We start from the raw sequence: 18947 nt of genomic DNA on the forward strand, positions 1-18947 counted from the left end.
TCAACGGCGCTGCCGCGCCGCAGCGCTTCGCGCTGACTCGGTTTTGGCGAAACCGCGTTCTCATACGCGGCCTCCGCGCATGAGAACGCGGTTTTCATAGTCGATCCGCAAGACGATCGCCAGCGCCGCCATGTTCATCAGGATCGCCGAGCCACCGAAGCTCATCAGCGGCAGGGTCAGGCCCTTGGTCGGCAGCGCGCCGAGGTTCACGCCCATGTTGATGAAGGCCTGGAAGCCGATCCACACGCCCACGCCCTGTGCCACGAGGCCCGAGAACACGCGGTCGAGCGCGATCGACTGGCGGCCGATGTGCATGATGCGGCGCGTGAGCCAGAGGAACAGGCCGATGATCAGCAGCACGCCGACCAGGCCGAACTCCTCGCCGATCACGGCGAGCAGGAAGTCGGTGTGCGCCTCGGGCAGCCAGTGCAGCTTCTCGACGCTGCCGCCCAGGCCCACGCCGAAGATCTCGCCGCGCCCGATGGCGATCAGCGAATGCGAGAGCTGGTAGCCCTTGCCCAGCGCGTGCTCTTCGCTCCATGGATCGAGGTAGGCGAAGATCCGTTCGCGGCGCCACGGGCTCGACGCGACGATAGTGCCGAAAGCCACGACCACGAGCGCCGCGATCAGGAAGAACATGCGCGCATTCACGCCGCCCAGGAACAGGATGCCCATCGCGATCACCGCGATCACCATGAAGGCGCCCATGTCCGGCTCGGCCATCACGAGCATGCCGACTACCACCACGGCGATGCCCATCGGCAGCACGGCGCGGAAGAAGCGCTCCTTGATCTCCATCTTGCGCACCATGTAGCTGGCGGCATAGAGCACCATGGCGAGCTTGGCGAGTTCGGAAGGTTGGAAGCGCATGAAGCCCAGCGGCAGCCAGCGCCGCGCGCCGTTCACGTTGATGCCGATGTGCGGAATGAGCACCGCCACCAGCAGCAGCAGCGAGGCCACGAAGAGCCAGGGCGCAGCGCGCTCCCAGGTCTTCATCGGCACCTGGAAGGCCAGCAGCGCCGCGATGCACGCCAATGCAACCGAGGCCGCATGGCGCGTGAGGAAATACGCCGGGCCATAGCCCGCGCGCACGAAGCGCGGGTTGTCGGGCAGCGCGATGGAGGCCGAATAGACCATCACCAGGCCCCAGGTGAGCAGCGCCACGATGACCCAGACCAGCGCCTGGTCGAAGCCCATCACGCGCACCGGCACCGCCTTGGTCTGCGCGATGCCCGCGCCGCCGAGGCGCACCGGCAGGTGCACCGGCAGCGAATCGATGCCGGTGCGCGCGCGGCGGAACCAGCCGCCGAAACGGCTGGTGCCTGCGTTGGGCGTGGCGCCGGCGGCGGGGGCGGTCATGCGGGGTCTCCAGCCGGAAAGCCGGCGTCGTCGTCGTTGGCCGGGGCGCCGCCGGCGAGTGCCTCGACGGCCTCACGGAACACCTCGGCACGGTGCGCGTAGTCGCGGAACATGTCGAAGCTCGCACAGGCCGGTGACAGCAGCACGGCGTCGCCAGGGTTGGCGCGCGCGGCGGCGAGCTTCACGGCCTCTTGCATCGAGCCGGCCTGCATCAGCGACACGCCGGTCGACGCCAGTGCCTCGGCGATCAGCGGCGCATCGCGGCCGATGAGCACCACGGCGCGCGCGTACCGGGCAACCGGGGCTGCGAGCGGCTCGAAGTCCTGCCCCTTGCCCTCGCCGCCGAGAATGGCCACCACGCGCCGCTCTTCGCCGAGGCCGCTCAGCGCAGCCACGGTGGCGCCAACGTTGGTGCCCTTGCTGTCGTCGAAGTACTCGACGTCGTCGACCAGCGCGATCGGCTCGACCCGGTGCGGCTCGCCGCGGTACTCGCGCAGGCCGTAGAGCATCGGTCCGAGCGGGCAACCCGCCGCACTCGCGAGCGCGAGCGCGGCGAGCGCATTCAGTGCGTTGTGGCGACCGCGGATGCGCAGCGCGTCGGCCGGCATCAGGCGCTGCACGAAGATTTCTTCCTCGACCACCGCGCCGCGCTTGCGCTTCTGCGTCTCATCGGCCTCGAGCGCACGCACCAACCAGGTCATCCCGTTGAGCCGCTCGATGCCGTAGTCGCCGGGGCGCTGCGGCATTCCCGCGCCGAAGGTCACGTGCGTGCGCACCTGCGGGCGCTGCAGCTTCGCCTTCACGGGCGCGGGCAGCATCGCCATCGCGCCTTCGTCGTCGCGGTTGAGGATCATCAGGCCCTTCGCGCCGAAGATGCGCCCCTTGGCGCCGGCATAGGCCTTCATGTCGCCATGCCAGTCGAGGTGGTCCTGCGTGAGGTTGAGCACCGTCGCCGCCGTGGGCTCGAAATCCTGCACGCCGTCGAGCTGGAAGCTCGAGAGCTCGAGCACCCACACGTCGGGCAGCGTCTCGGCATCGATGTGCGCGCTCAGCGTGTCGAGCAGCGTCGGGCCGATGTTGCCGGCCACGGCCACGGTCCGGCCCGCGCGCTCGACCAGTTGCCCAGTGAGCGCTGTGACGGTGGTCTTACCGTTGGTGCCGGTGACCGCGAGCACCGCGGGCGTGTAGCCCTTGGGCGCAGGCGGCTCCTCGATGGGCACCAGCGGCAACTGCGGCGTCGGCTCTTCCTCGACCGCGGCCGATGCCGGGTTGGCGGCGGCGAATTCGGCGAGCTTCGCGACGAATTCGGCGGCTTCCTTGGCGGCTGTTGGCACGTAGGCCTTGCCGGTGGCCGGCGGCGGCGCAGTGGCAGCAGGAGGCGCCTCGGGCATCTCGGCCGCCGGTTGTTCGGGCGGTTCAGCGGGAATGCTCAGCGAGGGATCGCGCGGCATCGTCTCGGCGAGCGCGGGAACCGCCGTCTCGGGCTGTACCTCGGCGGGCGGTTCGGCGTCGGGTTCGTCTTCGGCTTCGGTCAGCGCGGCAGCCTCGGGCTGCTCGGGCGCGGCTTCCGGCGCTGCGGCCTCGAGTGCGATCTCGATCTGCGCCGCGGCCACTTCGGGCGGCACCTCGATCGGCGGCGCGCCATCGGCTTGCGGCTCCACCTCGGGCACGGCCAGTTCGATCGTGCGCAGGTCCTGCAGCGCGCGCGCGAACAGGTCGAGCTCGCCGCCGACGGCGAGGCCCACGGCCCTTGCGGCACCGAGCACCGGCGCGATGGTCGCGGGCGCCAGGCCCGGCGAGCGGTACACCGCGCGGATCGGCGTGCCGTCGATCAGTGCAGCCGAGAACGGCCCACCGACGAAAGCCACATCGGGCAGTTCGGCCTTCAGCGCAGCGAGCGCCGGCGGCGCTTCGCGCGTATCGGCCACGGTCACGACGCCGCCGTGGCGCGCGCACCAGCGCGCCATCGCCAGCCCGGACGCGCCGAGGCCGAGGATCAGGACGGGGAGGTCTTTCAGGTGCCGCATCTGTCTATGTCTGTGCTCAGCGCAGCTTCAGCGTGGAAAGGCCCACGAGGCACAGCAGCATCGTGATGATCCAGAACCGCACCACCACCTGCGTCTCGCGCCATCCGCTCTTCTCGAAGTGATGGTGCAGCGGCGCCATCTTGAGCACGCGGCGGCCTTCGCCGAAGCGCTTCTTGGTGTATTTGAAGTAGGCGACCTGCGCCATCACCGAGATCGCCTCGACCACGAAGATGCCGCCCATCACGAAGAACACGATCTCCTGGCGCACGATGACCGCGATGGTGCCGAGCGCGCCGCCGAGTGCCAGCGCGCCCACGTCGCCCATGAAGACCTGCGCCGGATGGGTGTTGAACCAGAGGAACGCGAGGCCCGCGCCCGCCATGGCCGAGCAGAACACCAGCAGCTCGCCCGAGCCCGGGATGCTCGGAAACAGCAGGTACTTCGAATAGACCGCGCTGCCGGTGACATAGGCGAACACGCCCAAGGCCGAGCCGACCATCACCACCGGCATGATTGCGAGCCCGTCGAGGCCGTCGGTCAGGTTGACCGCATTGCTCGCGCCCACGATCACCAGGTAGGTGAGGATCACGAAACCGATGCCGCCGAGGGGGTAGCTCACTTCCTTGAAGAAGGGCACGAGCAGGTTGATCTTGGGCGGAAAGTCGAGCGCGAAGCCCGACTGCACCCAGGCGAAGAACAGCTGCAGCACGCGCCAGTTGGAGCTTTCCGAAATGCTGAACAGCAGGTAGATGCCCGCGAACAGGCCGACCACCGACTGCCAGAAGTACTTCTCGCGCGAGCGCATGCCCTCGGGGTCCTTGCGCACCACCTTGCGCCAGTCGTCGACCCAGCCAATGGCGCCGAAGCCCATCGTGACCCACAGCACGATCCAGACGAAGCGGTTCGAGAGGTCGAACCACAGCAGCGTGGCGAAGGCGATCGCGAACAGCACCAGCACGCCGCCCATGGTGGGCGTGCCGCTCTTGGTGAGGTGCGTCTCCATGCCGTAGCCGCGCACCGGCTGACCGATCTTGAGCGCGGTGAGGCGCCGGATCACGAAGGGGCCGGCCACCAGGCCGACCACCAACGCGGTCAGCGCCGCCATGAGCGCGCGGAACGTCAGGTACTGGAAGATGCGCAGGAACCCGAACTCGGGCGAGATCGTCTGCAGCCATTGGGCCAGGCTCATCAGCATGGGGTGTCGCCAGGTGCATGCGTCATGACCGGCCTCCTTGTGTCGTTGTTGTTGTCGTTGCGGGCGCCAGCGCAGCCGCTTGTTCAATGGTGCGGACCACGCGCTCCATCTTCATGAAGCGCGAGCCTTTCACGAGCACGCTCGCCACCTGTGGCAGGCGTGCGCGCACCGCGGCGTCGAGCGCATCGGCGTCGGCGAAGTGCCGGCCGGCATCGCCGTTGCCACCGAACGCCGCGATGCTGTGCGCGCTGTCGGCGCCGAGCGCATAGACGGCCTCGATGCCGCGCTGGCGCGCCCAGTCGCCCACCTCGGCATGGAACTCGGCCGCGCGGTCGCCGACCTCGCCCATGTCGCCGAGCACCAGCAGGCGCGGGCCGGGCAGCGCCGCGAGCACGTCGATCGCGGCGCGCACCGAGTCGGGGTTGGCGTTGTAGCTGTCGTCCACCAGCGTGAGCGAATGCCCGTCGGCCAGCACGACCGCGCAGGCGCGCGAGCGGCCTTTCACGGGATCGAAGGCCGACAGGCCCGCGGCGATGGCGTCGAGCGGCACGCCGCCCGCGAGCGCACAGGCGGTGGCCGCGAGCGCATTGACCACGTTGTGCCGGCCGGCGATCCGCAAGCGTGCGTCAAGTTCGCCGAGCGGCGTGCGGACGCGGACCTGCCAGGCGCCCTGGCGCCATTCGGCGGCCGCGAGCGAGACGTCGGCCTCCGGCGCTTCGCCGAAACACATGCAGCGGCGTGCCGCACCGTCGTGCGCCATGTCGGTCCAGAGACCCGAGAAGGGATCGGCATGCGGGAACACCGCGGTGCCGTCGGCGGGCAGCGCCGCGAACACGGCACCGTTCTCGCGCGCCACGGCCTCGACCGTGGCCATGAATTCGAGGTGCTCGCGCTGCGCGTTGTTGACCAGCGCGATCGTCGGGCGCGCCATGGCCGCGAGGCGCGCGATCTCGCCCGGATGGTTCATGCCGAGTTCGACCACCGCATGCTGGTGCGATGCGCGCAGGCGCAGCAACGTCAGGGGAACCCCGATCTCGTTGTTGAAGTTGCCCGCCGTCGCGAGCGCGCGCTCGCCGCGGAACGCGACCAGGATCGCGGCGATCATCTGCGTGACCGTGGTCTTGCCGTTGCTGCCGGTCACGGCGATGAGCGGCAGTTCGAACTGCGCCCGCCAGCGCGCCGCCAGGGCGCCCAGTGCAGCGAGCGTGTCGGGCACTTCGAGGCCGGCGAGGCCCGCGGCTTCGAGGCCGTGGTGCGCGATGGCGGCCACGGCGCCGCCGGCCTTGGCGTCGACAAGAAAGTCGTTGGCGTCGAAGCGCTCGCCCTTGAGCGCCACGAACAGGTCGCCCTCGGCGAGGGTGCGGGTGTCGGTGTGCACGCGCGCCACCGTGGTGGCGCCGTCGCCGACGAGGCGCGCACCGGGCATCCATTGCTGCGCCTGCGCCAGCGTGAGCATCAGGGGCGTGGTTGCGCTCACTGGTGCGGCGCTCATCGTACGGCTCCTCGCTGCGCGAGCGCGTCGAGCGCGTGGCTGCGGTCGGAGAACGGAATGCGCTGGCCGGCGATCTCCTGCCAGGCCTCGTGGCCCTTGCCGGCGAGCAGCACCACGTCGTGCGGCGCGGCCTCGGCGATGGCATCGGCGATCGCGGCCGCGCGGTCGGGCTGCACCCGGGCCGCCTCGGGGCGCGACAGGCCGAGCAGCACCTGGCTGATGATCGCGTCGGGGCTTTCGCTGCGCGGGTTGTCGCTGGTCACGACGACGTGGTCGGACTGGCGCTCGGCCACGGCCGCCATCATCGGCCGCTTGACGGCATCGCGGTCGCCGCCGCAGCCGAACACGCACCAGAGCGCGCCGCCGCGCTGCTGTGCGAGCGGGCGCAGGCCGGCGAGCGCCTTGTCGAGGGCGTCGGGCGTGTGGGCGTAGTCGACCACCGCGAGCGGTGCATGGCCGCCGTCGAAGCGCACGCGCTCCATGCGGCCCGGCACGCTCGTGAGGCCGGCGCAGGCAGCCACCGCCTGCGCGAGCGAGAGGCCCAGCGCGCGCAGCGTGCCGAGCACGCCCAGCAGGTTGGCTACGTTGTACTGGCCGATCAGGCCGGTCGCCAGGTGTTCGACGCCGTCGCTGCCCTGCTCGACCACCGAGAACTCGAGGCCCTGTGCGCCGTGCGCGACGTCGCGCGCCATCAGCCGTGCCGGCTTGCCCGCGGCCGAGACGGTCCACACGTCGAGCGCGCCGATGCCGCCGTCGATCAGGTTCGCGCACAGGCTCGCGCCGTGCACGTCGTCGATGTTGACGACCGCGGCACGCAGGCCCGGCCAACGGAACAACTCGGCCTTGGCCTCCCAGTAGGCTTCCATGCTGCCGTGGTAGTCGAGATGGTCCTGGGTGAAATTGGTGAACACCGCCACCGCAATGCGCAGGCCGTCGAGGCGCCGCTCGGCAATGCCGATCGACGAGGCCTCGATGGCGCAGGCGCCGAAACCGCGGTCGACCAGTGCGCGGAGTTCGCGCTGCAGCATCACCGGATCGGGCGTGGTGAGCCCGGTGTAGACGACAGCCGGCGGCACGCCGATGCCGAGCGTGCCCATGACCGCGCAGGGCGACGGCACCGCGCGCTCGAGCGTGCCGTCGAGCCGCGGTGCGCGCACGCCGCCGGGCACGGCCAGCGTGCCCAGCGCTTCGGCCAGCCACCACGCGGTCGAGGTCTTGCCGTTGGTGCCGGTCACGGCCAGCACCTCGAGCGCGGCCGAGGGGTTGTCGTGGAAGGCCGCGGCAATCGGGCCGGTGGCCGCCTTGAGCCCCGGGTAGCTCGCGACGCGGTCGCCGAACCCGCCTTCGTCGAAACCGAAGGCTTCCACGCCCTCGTGCTCGACGAGGCAGGCCACCGCGCCCTGCGCGAGCGCTGTCGCCACGTGCCTGCGCCCGTCGGTGGCCGCGCCGGGCCAGGCGATGAAACCGTCGCCCGCGCCCACCGGTCGGCTGTCGGCATGCAGCACACCCTGCACGCGCTGCTTGAGCCATTGCGCGGCGATGAGGGGGGATGTGAATGTCAGCATGCTCAGAAGCTCTCGGCGACGCCTTCGGTCACCACCAGCGGTTTGACCGCGAGGTCGGGCGGAACGTTCATCATGCGCAGCGTCTGCTGCACGACTTCGCTGAAGACGGGCGCGGCAGCCAGGCCGCCGTAGTACTGGCCGTCGCTCGGCTCGTCGATCATCACGCCGACGATGATGCGCGGCTTGTCGATCGGCGCCATGCCGGTGAACCACGCCCGGTACTTGTTGCTCGCATAGCCCTTGCCGACCTGCTTGTGCGCGGTGCCCGACTTGCCGCCGACCGAATAGCCGACGGTCTGCGCGCGCGTGCCGGTGCCGCCCGGGCCGGTGGCCATCTGCAGCATCTTGCGAACCGCCTGCGCATTCGCCGCCGAGAACACCCGCACGCCGACGGGCGGCTCGGAATTCTTCAGGATGGTGACCGGGATGATGGCGCCGTCGTGCGCGAACGCGGTGTACGAATGCGTCATTTGAAACAGCGACGCCGACAGGCCGTAGCCATAGGCCATGGTCGCCTGCTCGACCGGCTTCCAGGTCTTCCAGGGCCGCAGCCGCCCGCTCACCGCGCCCGGGAACCGAATCTGCGGTTTCTGCCCGTAGCCGAGTGCGGTGTAGGTGTCCCACATCTCGTGGGGTGTCATCTTCTGCGCGATCTTGAGCGCGCCCACGTTGCTCGACTTCTGGATCACGCCCTCGACGGTGAGCGTGCCGTAGTTGTGCGTGTCGCTGATGGTGAAGCCACCGATCTGGTAGCGGCCCGGGCCGGTCTCGATCAAGGTCGAAGGCTTGATGCGACCCGCCTCCAGCGCCATGGCGACCGTGATCGGCTTCATCGTCGAGCCCGGCTCGAAGGTGTCGGTGAGCGCGCGGTTGCGCAGCTGCTCGCCCGTGAGGTTCTGGCGCTTGTCGGGCACGTAGCTCGGATAATTGGCCAGGGCCAGCACTTCGCCCGTGACGGCGTCCAGCACCACCACGCTGCCGGCCTTGGCCTTGCGCGCGGTCACCGCGTCGCGCAGCTTCTGGTAGGCGAAGAACTGGACCTTGCTGTCGACGCTGAGCTGGATGTCCTTGCCGTCGACCGGCGGCACCTGCTCGCCCACGCCCTCGACCACGCGGCCCAGGCGGTCCTTGATGACGCGGCGCGAGCCCTCCTTGCCGGCGAGCTCCTTGTTGAAGGCGAGCTCGATGCCTTCCTGGCCGTTGTCCTCGACGTTCGTGAAGCCCACCACGTGCGCCGCGGCCTCGCCTTCGGGATATTCGCGCTTGTACGCCTTGCGCTGGTACAGCCCCTTGATGTCGAGAGCGGCGATCTGCTTGGCGATCGGCGCGTCGACCTGGCGCTTGATCCAGACGAAGGTCTTGTCCTCGTCCTCGAGCTTCTTGTCGAACTCCTTCTGCGACATCTCGAGCAGCTTGGCCACCTGGCGGAGCTTGGCACGCACTTCGGGATCGTCGCGCTCGATGTCTTCCGGAATGGCCCAGATGCTTGGCGCCACCACGCTCGACGCGAGGATCAGGCCATTGCGGTCGAGGATGCGGCCACGGTTGGCCGGCAGCTCGAGCGTGCGGGCGAAGCGGACCTCGCCCTGGCGCTGGAAGAAGCTGTTGTTGAACACCTGCACGTACGCGGCGCGGCCCGCCAGCACGAGGAAGCCGAACGCGATGCTCGCGACGATGAACTTGCTGCGCCAGACCGGCGTCTTGCTCGCGAGCAAGGGACTGGTGGTGTAGCGGACGCTGCGACGGCTCATCGCGCACCCCTCGCGCCCGGGCGGGGCTCGGGCGGCGCGGGCGGCGGCGCCACCACGGCCGGGATCACCGTGCCGTCGGGCCGCACGTACTGCGTGATGGCCGGCGTGGTGGTGCGCATCTGGAGCTGCTCCTTGGCGAGCTTCTCCACGCGCAGCGGCGTGGCCTGCGCACGCTTCTCCACCTGCAGGCGGTCATGGTCGAGCTCGAGCCGCCGCGCCTCCTGCTGGGCCCGGTGGAGCTCGGTGTAGAGCTGGCGCGACTGGTACTGCGTGTGCACGAGGAACAGCGCCGAGGCGACCACGGCGAGCAGCAGGAGCAGGTTGAGGCGGGCCATGTCAGTGCCCGCCCGGCCGCCCGAAGGGCACTGAGCGCCCCCTTGGGGGGCAGCGATACGCGAAGCGATGAGCGTGGGGGCGCGTCATGGGAGCTCGGTGCGTTCGGCCACGCGCAGGATCGCGCTGCGCGAGCGCGGGTTGCCGCTCACCTCTTCGGCCGAGGGCTTGATGCGCTCGAGCGCGCGCAGCTTCATCGCCCGGGGTGCGGCAAACGGCGCACGGCGGTCGTAGACCTCCTTCGAATGCCGCGCGATGAACTGCTTCACGATGCGGTCTTCGAGCGAATGGAAGCTGATCACCGCGAGCCGGCCACCGGGCTGCAGCACCGAGAGGCTCGCCTCTAGCGCCTGTTGCAGCTCTTCAAGCTCGGCGTTGATGAAAATCCGAAAAGCCTGAAATGTGCGCGTTGCAGGGTTCTGGCCCTGCTCGCGGGTTTTGACCGTGCCAGCCACGAGCTCGGCCAGTTCGGTGGTGGTTGAAATTGCGCCCCGTTCTTGTCGGCGAGCAACAATCGCCTTTGCAATCTGAACAGCAAACCGTTCTTCGCCATAGTCACGGATCACCTCTGCAATCTGCTGAAGTTCGGCCGTTGCCAGCCATTCGGCCACGCTCTCGCCGCGCGTGGTGTCCATGCGCATGTCGAGCGGGCCGTCGAAACGAAAACTGAAGCCGCGCACCGGGTTGTCGATTTGCGGCGAACTCACGCCCAGGTCCATCAGCACACCCGCGATGCTGGCCTCGGGCAATTCGCCCAGCGCGCGGAATCCCTGGTGGCGGATGGAAAAACGCGCATCGGAGATGCGCGCTGCTTCGGCCACCGCTTCTGCATCCTTGTCGAATGCGATCAGCCTGCCTTCCGGCGCGAGCCGCGCGAGGATCGCGCGCGCATGCCCTCCGCGCCCGAAGGTCGCATCCACGTAGGTGCCTGTGGCCGCAGCGGCCCCTGAAAGAAGGGCTTGCACCGCTTCGTCCAGCAAGACGGTCGTATGGGTCCATGGCGTGTTCACGGGAGCCCTCAGAACGCGAAGTCCTGGAACACATCGGGCATATCGCCCTGGGTGGCCTCGGCCTCCTTGGCCTCGTACGTGGCCTTGTCCCAGAGCTCGAAGTGGTTGCCCATGCCCAGCAGCAGCGTCTCGCGCGTGATGCCGGTGGCCGCGCGCAGTTCGGGCGAGACGAGGATGCGGCCGGTGCCGTCCATCTCGACGTCCATCGCGTTGCCGAGGAAGACGCGCTTCCACCACTGCGCCGACATCGGCAGCGCGGCGATGCGCTCGCGGAACTTCTCCCATTCGGGACGGGGGAACACCATGAGGCAGCCGTGCGGGTGCTTGGTTATCGTGAGCTGGCCGCTCGCCGTGGCGCTCAGGACGTCACGATGCCGGGTCGGCACGGAGAGCCGCCCCTTGGCATCCAGACTGAGCGATGAAGCGCCTTGAAACACGACCGAGAACCCCTGTTTGGGAGCACCGTGGCACCTGGAAGAGGCACCACCCGCACTTTTTCCCACTTAACTGCACTTTTTTGCACTGTAGCAGGAAACACTTCAGGCGCAACGGGCGGTCGAGGCTTTTTTTGTAATGGAATCAACGACTTAGCACCGGTTTCCAAACAGGGAAACCGGTGAATTTCGTTGAAAATTAAGCACTTAGCTCACGCAGTGAATGTGATGCGTGAAGCGCGGCCCCGTTACAGGGCCGCGAGGCGGCTTCAGAGAATGAAGCGGGAAAGATCTTCGTCTTGGCTCAGCGCAGCCAGGCGCTGGTCGACATAGGCGGCATCGATGTGGATCGTCTGACCTTCGATGCGGGCCGCGTCGAAGCTTACCTCATCCAGCAGCCGCTCCATCACGGTCGAAAGGCGGCGCGCGCCGATGTTCTCGGTGCGCTCGTTGACCTCGAAAGCGATGGTCGCGAGCCGGGTCACGCCTTCGGTCGTGAAGTCGAGCGTCACGCCTTCGGTCGCGAGCAGCGCCTGGTACTGCTTCACGAGCGAGGCGCGGGTCTGCGTGAGGATGCTCTCGAAATCGGCCACCGAAAGCGACTGCAGTTCCACGCGGATCGGGAAGCGCCCCTGCAGTTCGGGGATCAGGTCGCTCGGCTTGCTCAGGTGGAACGCGCCGCTCGCGATGAACAGCATGTGATCGGTGCGCACAACGCCGTACTTGGTGGTTACGGCCGTGCCTTCGACCAGCGGCAGCAGGTCGCGCTGCACGCCCTGGCGCGACACGTCGGAGCCCTGCGCCTCGCTGCGCGTGGCGACCTTGTCGATCTCGTCGATGAAGACGATGCCGTTCTGCTCGGCGTTGGTGATGGCCTGCGCGCGGATCTCGTCCTCGTTGACGAGCTTGGCGGCTTCCTCGTCGATCAGCAGGCGCATCGCCTCGGCGATCTTGAGCTTGCGCGTCTTGCGCTTGCCGCCCCCGAGCTGGCCGAACATGCCGCGCAGCTGCTCGGTCATTTCCTCCATGCCCGCCGGGCCCATGATCTCGAGCGGCGCGCGCGCCTCGGCCAGGTCGATCTCGATCTCCTTGTCGTCGAGCTGGTGCTCGCGCAGCTTCTTGCGGAAGGCCTGGCGCGTGGGGTTCGGGCCCTCCAGCTGCGGCGTGGCACCGTCGGCGCCGCGCGCGGGCGGCAGCAGCACGTCGAGGATGCGCTCCTCGGCCGCGTCCTCGGCGCGCGCGCGCACCTTGGCGCTCTCGGCTTCGCGCGTCTGTTTTACTGCGATCTCGGCCAGGTCGCGGATGATCGAGTCGACGTCCTTGCCGACATAGCCCACCTCGGTGAACTTGGTGGCCTCCACCTTGATGAAGGGCGCATCCGCGAGACGCGCGAGGCGGCGTGCGATCTCGGTCTTGCCCACGCCGGTGGGGCCGATCATGAGGATGTTCTTGGGCGTGATCTCCACGCGCAGCTTCTCCTCGACCTGCTGGCGGCGCCAGCGGTTGCGCAGCGCAATCGCGACGGCGCGCTTGGCCGCCGGCTGGCCGACGATGTGGTTGTCGAGCTCGGAGACGATTTCCTGGGGCGTCATGGACATGGTCAGAGCGCTTCCACCGTGTGGTTCATGTTCGTGTAAATGCAGATTTCGCCGGCGATCTCCAGCGATTTCTTAACAATTTGCTCTGCCGTGAGCTCGGTGTTCTCGATCAGCGCCTTGGCGGCCGACTGCGCGAACGCGCCGCCTGAGCCGATGGCGATCACGCCGTCCTGCGGCTCCAGCACGTCGCCGTTGCCGGTGATGATCAGCGAGGTGGTGGCGTCGGCGACGGCCAGCATGGCCTCGAGCTTGCGCAGCACGCGGTCGGTGCGCCAGTCTTTGGTGAGCTCGACCGCGGCGCGCGTCAGGTGTCCCTGGTGCTTCTCGAGCTTGGCCTCGAAGCGCTCGAAGAGCGTGAAGGCGTCGGCCGTGGCGCCGGCAAAGCCCGCGAGCACCTTGCCGTGGTAGAGCCGCCGCACTTTGCGCGCGGTGCCCTTGATGACGATGTTGCCGAGTGTGACCTGCCCGTCCCCGCCAATGGCGACCTGGTCGCCCTGGGGAGTCTTGCGGCGCACGCTCACGATGGTGGTGCCGTGAAACTGTTCCATCGAAGCCATCTGGGGACGCGGCCGACCAATGCAAGCCCCGCACCGCTTCAGGCCCGGAACTCAGTTTTTGCGGATGGCGACGGTGGCGTGGTCGGCGATCCCGACCAGGTCGAACAGGCCCGCGACGAGCCGGTGGGCGTCTACGAACTGGACCCGCTCGCCGCGTGCATCGCGCGCCCGCACCCAGGCCAGCAGCGTGCCGGCCGCGCTCAGGTCCATGCGCAGCAGGGCGGCGCACGAGATCGTGGGCGCGGTGCTGCCGTGCAGTTCCGCATCGAGCCGCTGGAGGCTCGAATGCGCCTCGCCGCGCAGGTCGCCGGCCAGCGCCGCAAAGCCGCTGTCGGTCGACGGAAAGCTCTCGGATTCGCCGCTGGAAAGCAGCGACCACACCGAACTCGGCGACGTCACGGCCGGCGGGGCCAGCAGCACGCAGGTGCCCTTCGGGTCTTGCCACGCCGGTGGCGAGACTTCATAGGTGATGCAGTAGTTGAGCGCCACCAGCTCGAAGTCGTCGGGCATGTTCATCATGCGCAGCGCGGCCATGTGCAGTTGCCACCAGAGGTCAGACGTCCGGCGCTCGTTGCCGGGTGCGGCCTCGGCGAGCACGGCCTGCAGCTTCGCCGCACCGACGAAACGCAGCTGCACCGGAGAATCGGCCCAGTGATTGAACAGCACGCGCAGTGGCGCGGCGGCATCGGCCTCGATGGCGCTCAACGCCCGCCAGTCGAGCGTCCAGACCGCACCGGCCTGCGACAAGGCCCGCGTGAGCTGCATCAGCCCTTCACGCGCCAGGCGCGCCGGGCAGACCCAGTCGGCGCCCGCGGGCGCCAGTTCGGCAAACTCGCTCGCGGCCACGGCCCTGACGTTGCGCGCCAGTTCGTCGAGCGGCACCCAGTCGGGGCCCATGCGCTTCATGCGCTGCGCGTAGCGCATGCGGGCCGCGGCAAAGCGCGCGGCCTCGCCGGTGGCACGGTACAGGTCGAACAGCGCCCGCCAGCGCGCATCGTCGCGCTCGAATGCCGCCTGGGCATGGCTGCCGTCGCCCGCGGCGCTGTCGGCGGACAGCGCCTGCAGCAGGATGGCTTCGGCGCCCGCGTCGTCGCCGTGCGAGAAGCGAATCACGGCCTCCTTGAGCGCGTCGTCGTGCGCCGGCAGCGCGGACGGCGGCGGTGCCACGACCGGGGGCAAGGCAACAGGCGCAGCCTCGGGCGGCGGCGCAGGCACCGTGGGCGCGAGCAGCCTCGCCAGCTCGGCCGGATCCTGCGGCGGCGGCAGGGTCTCGGCGCCGCCGTCGGGCGGCGGATTGACCAGCACCTCGCCATTGGGGCCGCGGCCCTTCCACCACTGCTGCGACATCTGCTCTTCGATCTCGTCGATCTTCTTGAGCGTGAGCGCGCGCCCCTCGGACTTCTCCGTGGTGGTGCTGTTGATGTTGAAGGACGACGGCGTGACCGTGCCTTCGAAGGCATGGGCGGCCGCTTCGCGCTGGCGCAGCTTGCGCAGCATGTCGAACTCGCGCCGGCGCACGAAGTCGTTGCGCTGGCGCCGCTCGATCATCTCCTTGAGCATTTCGCGGCTGTAGGCCGCATCGGGCAGCGTGGAATCGGCCGTGGCGGTCGAGTCCAGTTCCGACCAGTCCTTGAGCGGGTTGCGGACGAACTTCGCCACCTTCGAGAAAAGGCGGCCCGACTCTTCCTTTGGCATCGGCGGGCGTTCCGGGGCGAGCAGCTTGCTGCTCAGTCCCCGAACATCTTCTGCTTGAGTTCGCGGCGCTGCTGCGCCTCGAGAGACAGCGTGGCCGTCGGCCGCGCCAGCAGCCGACCGACGCCGATGGGCTCGCCGGTCTCGTCGCAATAGCCGTAGTCGCCGGCGTCGATGCGCTGGATCGACTGCTCGATCTTCTTGAGCAGCTTGCGCTCGCGGTCGCGCGTGCGCAGTTCGAGCGCATGCTCTTCCTCGATCGTCGCGCGGTCGGCCGGGTCGGGCACAACCACCGTGTCTTCACGCAGGTGCTCGGTGGTCTCGCCTGCGTTCTCGAGGATGCCGCGCTTGAGCTCGACCAGCTTCAGGCGGAAGAACGCCATCTGCTTGTCGTTCATGTACTCGGCGTCGGGCATCGCGATCACTTCGGCGTCGGTCAGTTCGGCGGCCGTCTTGGTCTTCCAGTTGTTCGCGAGCTTCGGGTCTTTCTTGACGGACACGGGCGGCGGCGGCACCAGCGCGGTCGATGGCGCCTGGGAGAAAGAGGACTTGGCCGCGGTGGAAGCCACCGATTGCGGCATGGAGGGCACGGTGAGCTGCGACAGCCGGGACACGCGGCCACCCTTGGCGGGTGCGGGTGCTGCGGCCTGGGTGGGCATCGAAGGAGTCGCCGTGGCGGACGAGGAAGCGGAGGCGGCGGCCGTTTTTTTCATGGGGATCGAAGAGGCAGAAGGAGCGGCAGCAGAGCGGCCGACGGTTTTGGATGGCGATGGTTCCGCGGCCCGGGTCTTTGCCGCGCTCTTGGCGGGGGCGGGACTCGCGGACTTGGCAGACTTCTTTGCAACGGTGGCGGCTTCGGCCGCTGGCGTTGCTCGCTTCTTGGGAGCGCTTTCCGGTTTGGTGGCTGGAGCTTTCGCAGCGGAAGAAACCTTCTTTGCCGCAGGTACAGCCGCCTTGGCAGCCACCGCTTTCTTGACGGCGGGCTTGGTTGCTGGCGTGGCCTTGGCGGCGGGATTCTTCACGGTGACTGGCTCCTTGAACGAACTGGAACGCGCTTTCACTGGGTGCTCTCCCGAGGGGAGCGGCTGCGGCCTTTCATTCAGGCCGCGTGGGCTCCGTCGTCGGAGTGCCCGCAGTGACGAACCCCGGGGTTATACCCCCTAAAGCCCGCCGTCAACCTGCGGCGCCCCGTACCGGCCGCCACGATTCGTCGATCGGACGAAGGCGGCTCCCGGAGCAGGCGCGCGATTGTATAGAGAACTAGAACGGAAGTGGGATATGCACGTCCGCTCGCTCCGGTAGCATCCGCGGCGTTGCCGGAGGGGCAACAAAGACCGCCAACCACAAAAAAGGTCGGGGCGGTCGACCCGTCATTCCTACAAAAGAGAAGCCATCTTGAGCAAAAAAGCAGTTCTGGGCATGCTGGCTGCCGCCATCGCCCTCGCCTACGGAGGAACCACCTGGTGGGCCGGTTCGACGATCAGGTCGCGCTACGACGCCGCCCTGGACGAACTGCCGAAGCAGACCGCGCTGGTCCGCGTGGTCGATCGCAGCTACGAGCGCGGTTTCCTGGGCGCCGTGAGCACCGTCACGCTCGAGATCGGCTGCGCCGCCGATGCCGCGGCGCAAGTGCCCGCGGTGGCCGCTGCCGAGCCGGCCGACGAGGAGGCCGCAGAAGATGCCGGCCCGATGCCCCTCAAGGCGATGCGCATCACCTTTCGCGACACCATCCGCCATGGCCCGCTGGCCGGTGGCACGCTGGCGGCCGCGACCATCGACAGCGAACTGGTGTTCGATGTGAAGGGCCAGGCCCAGGCCGAGAAGATCTTCGGCAAGGCCAAGCCGCTGACGGCGCACACCCGCGTCGCGTTCGATGGCGCCTACACCAGCGACCTGACCGTGGCGCCCGTCACGCTGAACGAGCAAGGCAAGGCCAGCGTCGCCTGGCAGGGCGCGCAAGCGCGCATCGAGGTGAACGGCGCGCGCACCCATGTGCGCTACGAACTCGCGATGCCGGGCATGGACGTGGTCGATGCCCGCACCGGCGCGACCCTCAAGATGGGCAGGCTGACCGGCAAGGCCGACATGGACCCGAGCGCGGGCTGGATGCTCGCCACCGGCAAGACCGAGGGCCGCCTCGAACGCCTCGAGTTCGCCGCGCCCAAGGGCCTCGGCGCGGCCGGCAAGGCGCTGCCGGCCGTGTTGCTGCAGGACATCGCGCTCGCCGGCGAAGCCACCCTCCAGGACGGCCTCTACGCCTCGAACGGCAGCCTCAAGGGCACCGGCCAGGTCGGCGACACGAAGATCACCGGCTTCGAGATGGCGAGCGGCGCGCGCCGCATCCACGCCGCGGGCTACAGGAAACTGGCCGACGCCTGGATGCAGTCGGCCGCCGTCAACGGCTGCGGCAAGGGCGGCGCCAAGGCTTCGCAGGCTGCGATGAAGGCGCTCGTCGACCAGCTGGGCCCGGACCTCAAGGCCATGGCCCGGCACGGGCCCGAATTCGGGCTCGACACACTGCGCGTCGAGATCGACGGCCAGCGCGGCGAACTCAGCTATTCGGTGGGCCTCGCCGGCGTCACCGACGAAGACCTTGCGGCACCAGGCCAGATGCTGCTGATGAAGCGCGGCGTGCTCAAGGCCAGTGCGCGGCTGCCCATGCAGTGGATCGAGCAGGTGGCCGCCACCGGCGCCGGAAGCGGCCAGATGCCGCCGCCCGAGCTGGTGGCCGGGCTGGTCGCACAGGGCGAGGAAAAGGGCTTCGTTCAGCGCGACGGCGCCGACGTCACGGGCCGCATCGAGTTCAGCGAAGGCAGCCTGAAGCTCAACGGCAAGCCGATGGGCGCCCGCCCGGGGAACTGAGCCCCGTCACACGAGGCACTGCTCGAGACCCTGCTCGAGGATCTCGCGCGGCAGCTCGATGCCGATGAACACCATGCGGCTCTGGCGCGCCTCGTCCTTGCCCCATTCGGGGCCGAGATCGCTGCCCATCAGCTGGTGCACGCCCTGGAAGATCACCTTGCGCTCGGTGCCCTTCATGTGCAGCACGCCCTTGTAGCGCAGCATGCGCGGGCCGTAGATGTTGACGATGGCGCCCAGGAAGTCCTCGAGCCGGGCCGGATCGAAGGCCCGGTCGGACCTGTAGACGAAGCTCTTCACGTCGTCGTCCACATGGTGGTGATGGCCGTGTCCCTCGTGCTTGTGCGAGGGATGGTCGCAGTGCTCGCCATGCGCGTGGTCGTGATCGTGGTGGTCGTGGTCGTGCTCGTCGGCGCTGAGGAAATCGGGGTCAATGTCGAGCTTGGCGTTCAGGTTGAAGCCGCGCAGGTCGAACACGTCGGCCAGCGGCACCTCGCCGAAATGCACCTTCTTCTGCGGCGCGCGCGGGTTCATGTGCTTCAGGCGGTGGATCAGCGCATCGGTTTCCTCGGCGCTCACGAGGTCGCTCTTGCTGATGAAGATCTGGTCGGCAAAGCCGACCTGGCGCCGCGCTTCCTGGCGGTCGTTGAGCTGCTGCGGCGCATGCTTGGCATCGACCAGCGTCAGAATCGAGTCGAGCAGGTAGCTCTCGGCGATCTCGTCGTCCATGAAGAAGGTCTGCGCCACCGGTCCGGGGTCGGCAAGGCCCGTGGTCTCGATCACCACGCGGTCGAAGTCGAGCAGGCCCTTGCGCTTCTTGGCGGCCAGCAGCTGCAGCGCCTCGCGCAGGTCTTCGCGGATCGTGCAGCAGACGCAGCCGTTGCTCATCTGAATGATCTGCTCTTTCGATTCGGTCACCAGGATGTCGCTGTCGATGTTCTCCTCGCCGAACTCGTTCTCGATGACCGCGATCTTCTGGCCGTGGGCTTCGGTCAGGATGCGCTTGAGCAGCGTGGTCTTGCCCGAGCCGAGGAAGCCGGTGAGGATGGTGGCGGGAATGAGGGCCATGGTGTGC

The 18947-nt window shown here is 68.7% G+C and carries 15 protein-coding genes; 1 reads left to right on the forward strand and 14 read right to left on the reverse strand.

The window, feature by feature from the left end; all coding sequences use genetic code 11:
• Positions 1-60: 60 nt before the first annotated feature.
• From ftsW to dksA, 13 genes are all read right to left on the reverse strand, one after another.
• Positions 61-1359, reverse strand: a complete 1299-nt coding sequence (gene ftsW / locus AC3A6R_RS23365) for a putative lipid II flippase FtsW (RefSeq protein ID WP_487865726.1) — start codon at positions 1357-1359, stop codon at positions 61-63.
• Positions 1356-3386, reverse strand: coding sequence for a UDP-N-acetylmuramoyl-L-alanine--D-glutamate ligase (gene murD / locus AC3A6R_RS23370; protein ID WP_487865727.1), 2031 nt, complete (start codon positions 3384-3386; stop codon positions 1356-1358). The genes ftsW and murD overlap by 4 nt, the downstream gene beginning before the upstream one ends.
• A 16-nt stretch (positions 3387-3402) precedes the next feature.
• Entirely contained in the window at positions 3403-4581 is a 1179-nt protein-coding gene (mraY, locus tag AC3A6R_RS23375) for a phospho-N-acetylmuramoyl-pentapeptide-transferase (RefSeq protein ID WP_487861707.1), read from the reverse strand.
• A gap of 22 nt (positions 4582-4603) precedes the next feature.
• Positions 4604-6073: a UDP-N-acetylmuramoyl-tripeptide--D-alanyl-D-alanine ligase gene (locus tag AC3A6R_RS23380; RefSeq protein ID WP_487865728.1), complete on the reverse strand. Its 1470-nt coding sequence runs from the start codon at positions 6071-6073 to the stop codon at positions 4604-4606.
• Positions 6070-7638, reverse strand: a complete 1569-nt coding sequence (locus AC3A6R_RS23385; protein ID WP_487865729.1) for a UDP-N-acetylmuramoyl-L-alanyl-D-glutamate--2,6-diaminopimelate ligase — start codon at positions 7636-7638, stop codon at positions 6070-6072. Before AC3A6R_RS23385 ends, AC3A6R_RS23380 begins: the two co-directional genes overlap by 4 nt.
• A 2-nt stretch (positions 7639-7640) precedes the next feature.
• Positions 7641-9389, reverse strand: coding sequence for a peptidoglycan D,D-transpeptidase FtsI family protein (locus AC3A6R_RS23390; RefSeq protein WP_487861710.1), 1749 nt, complete (start codon positions 9387-9389; stop codon positions 7641-7643).
• Positions 9386-9724 (reverse strand): cell division protein FtsL, encoded by a 339-nt coding sequence (ftsL, locus tag AC3A6R_RS23395; protein ID WP_487861711.1) that lies wholly within the window; start codon positions 9722-9724, stop codon positions 9386-9388. Before ftsL ends, AC3A6R_RS23390 begins: the two co-directional genes overlap by 4 nt.
• An 84-nt stretch (positions 9725-9808) precedes the next feature.
• A complete protein-coding gene (rsmH, locus tag AC3A6R_RS23400; RefSeq protein ID WP_487865730.1) occupies positions 9809-10732 on the reverse strand; it encodes a 16S rRNA (cytosine(1402)-N(4))-methyltransferase RsmH in 924 nt (307 codons plus the stop codon).
• 8 nt (positions 10733-10740) lie between these two features.
• A complete protein-coding gene (gene mraZ / locus AC3A6R_RS23405) occupies positions 10741-11169 on the reverse strand; it encodes a division/cell wall cluster transcriptional repressor MraZ (RefSeq protein ID WP_487865731.1) in 429 nt (142 codons plus the stop codon).
• 266 nt (positions 11170-11435) lie between these two features.
• The gene (hslU, locus tag AC3A6R_RS23410) at positions 11436-12764 is read right to left on the reverse strand and encodes an ATP-dependent protease ATPase subunit HslU (RefSeq protein WP_487861713.1); all 1329 of its coding nucleotides are present in this window, start codon (positions 12762-12764) and stop codon (positions 11436-11438) included.
• A 2-nt stretch (positions 12765-12766) separates the two neighbouring features.
• Complete coding sequence (gene hslV, locus AC3A6R_RS23415) at positions 12767-13312, reverse strand: ATP-dependent protease subunit HslV (RefSeq protein ID WP_487861714.1); 546 nt, start codon at positions 13310-13312, stop codon at positions 12767-12769.
• A 60-nt stretch (positions 13313-13372) separates the two neighbouring features.
• Positions 13373-15016, reverse strand: coding sequence for an STAS domain-containing protein (locus AC3A6R_RS23420; protein WP_487865732.1), 1644 nt, complete (start codon positions 15014-15016; stop codon positions 13373-13375).
• 32 nt (positions 15017-15048) lie between these two features.
• Complete coding sequence (gene dksA / locus AC3A6R_RS23425; protein ID WP_487861890.1) at positions 15049-15978, reverse strand: RNA polymerase-binding protein DksA; 930 nt, start codon at positions 15976-15978, stop codon at positions 15049-15051.
• A 430-nt stretch (positions 15979-16408) separates the two neighbouring features.
• On the opposite strand from dksA, the gene AC3A6R_RS23430 reads away from it, so the two are divergent.
• The gene (locus tag AC3A6R_RS23430) at positions 16409-17875 is read left to right on the forward strand and encodes a YdgA family protein (protein ID WP_487865733.1); all 1467 of its coding nucleotides are present in this window, start codon (positions 16409-16411) and stop codon (positions 17873-17875) included.
• 6 nt (positions 17876-17881) lie between these two features.
• Here the strand turns inward: AC3A6R_RS23430 and AC3A6R_RS23435 are convergent, their stop codons facing one another.
• Entirely contained in the window at positions 17882-18940 is a 1059-nt protein-coding gene (locus tag AC3A6R_RS23435; RefSeq protein ID WP_487861717.1) for a CobW family GTP-binding protein, read from the reverse strand.
• Positions 18941-18947: the final 7 nt, after the last annotated feature.

The organism is Variovorax sp. Soil_C_19 (genome assembly GCF_057657255.1).

What these genes read in the sequence shown, in the direction of transcription:
- ftsW (WP_487865726.1), bottom strand. Translation starts at nt 1,359, where the DNA reads ATGACCGCCCCCGCCGCCGGCGCCACGCCCAACGCAGGCACCAGCCGT.
- murD (WP_487865727.1), bottom strand. Translation starts at nt 3,386, where the DNA reads ATGCGGCACCTGAAAGACCTCCCCGTCCTGATCCTCGGCCTCGGCGCG.
- mraY (WP_487861707.1), bottom strand. Translation starts at nt 4,581, where the DNA reads ATGCTGATGAGCCTGGCCCAATGGCTGCAGACGATCTCGCCCGAGTTC.
- AC3A6R_RS23380 (WP_487865728.1), bottom strand. Translation starts at nt 6,073, where the DNA reads ATGAGCGCCGCACCAGTGAGCGCAACCACGCCCCTGATGCTCACGCTG.
- AC3A6R_RS23385 (WP_487865729.1), bottom strand. Translation starts at nt 7,638, where the DNA reads ATGCTGACATTCACATCCCCCCTCATCGCCGCGCAATGGCTCAAGCAG.
- AC3A6R_RS23390 (WP_487861710.1), bottom strand. Translation starts at nt 9,389, where the DNA reads ATGAGCCGTCGCAGCGTCCGCTACACCACCAGTCCCTTGCTCGCGAGC.
- ftsL (WP_487861711.1), bottom strand. Translation starts at nt 9,724, where the DNA reads ATGGCCCGCCTCAACCTGCTCCTGCTGCTCGCCGTGGTCGCCTCGGCG.
- hslU (WP_487861713.1), bottom strand. Translation starts at nt 12,764, where the DNA reads ATGTCCATGACGCCCCAGGAAATCGTCTCCGAGCTCGACAACCACATC.
- hslV (WP_487861714.1), bottom strand. Translation starts at nt 13,312, where the DNA reads ATGGAACAGTTTCACGGCACCACCATCGTGAGCGTGCGCCGCAAGACT.
- AC3A6R_RS23420 (WP_487865732.1), bottom strand. Translation starts at nt 15,016, where the DNA reads ATGCCAAAGGAAGAGTCGGGCCGCCTTTTCTCGAAGGTGGCGAAGTTC.
- AC3A6R_RS23435 (WP_487861717.1), bottom strand. Translation starts at nt 18,940, where the DNA reads ATGGCCCTCATTCCCGCCACCATCCTCACCGGCTTCCTCGGCTCGGGC.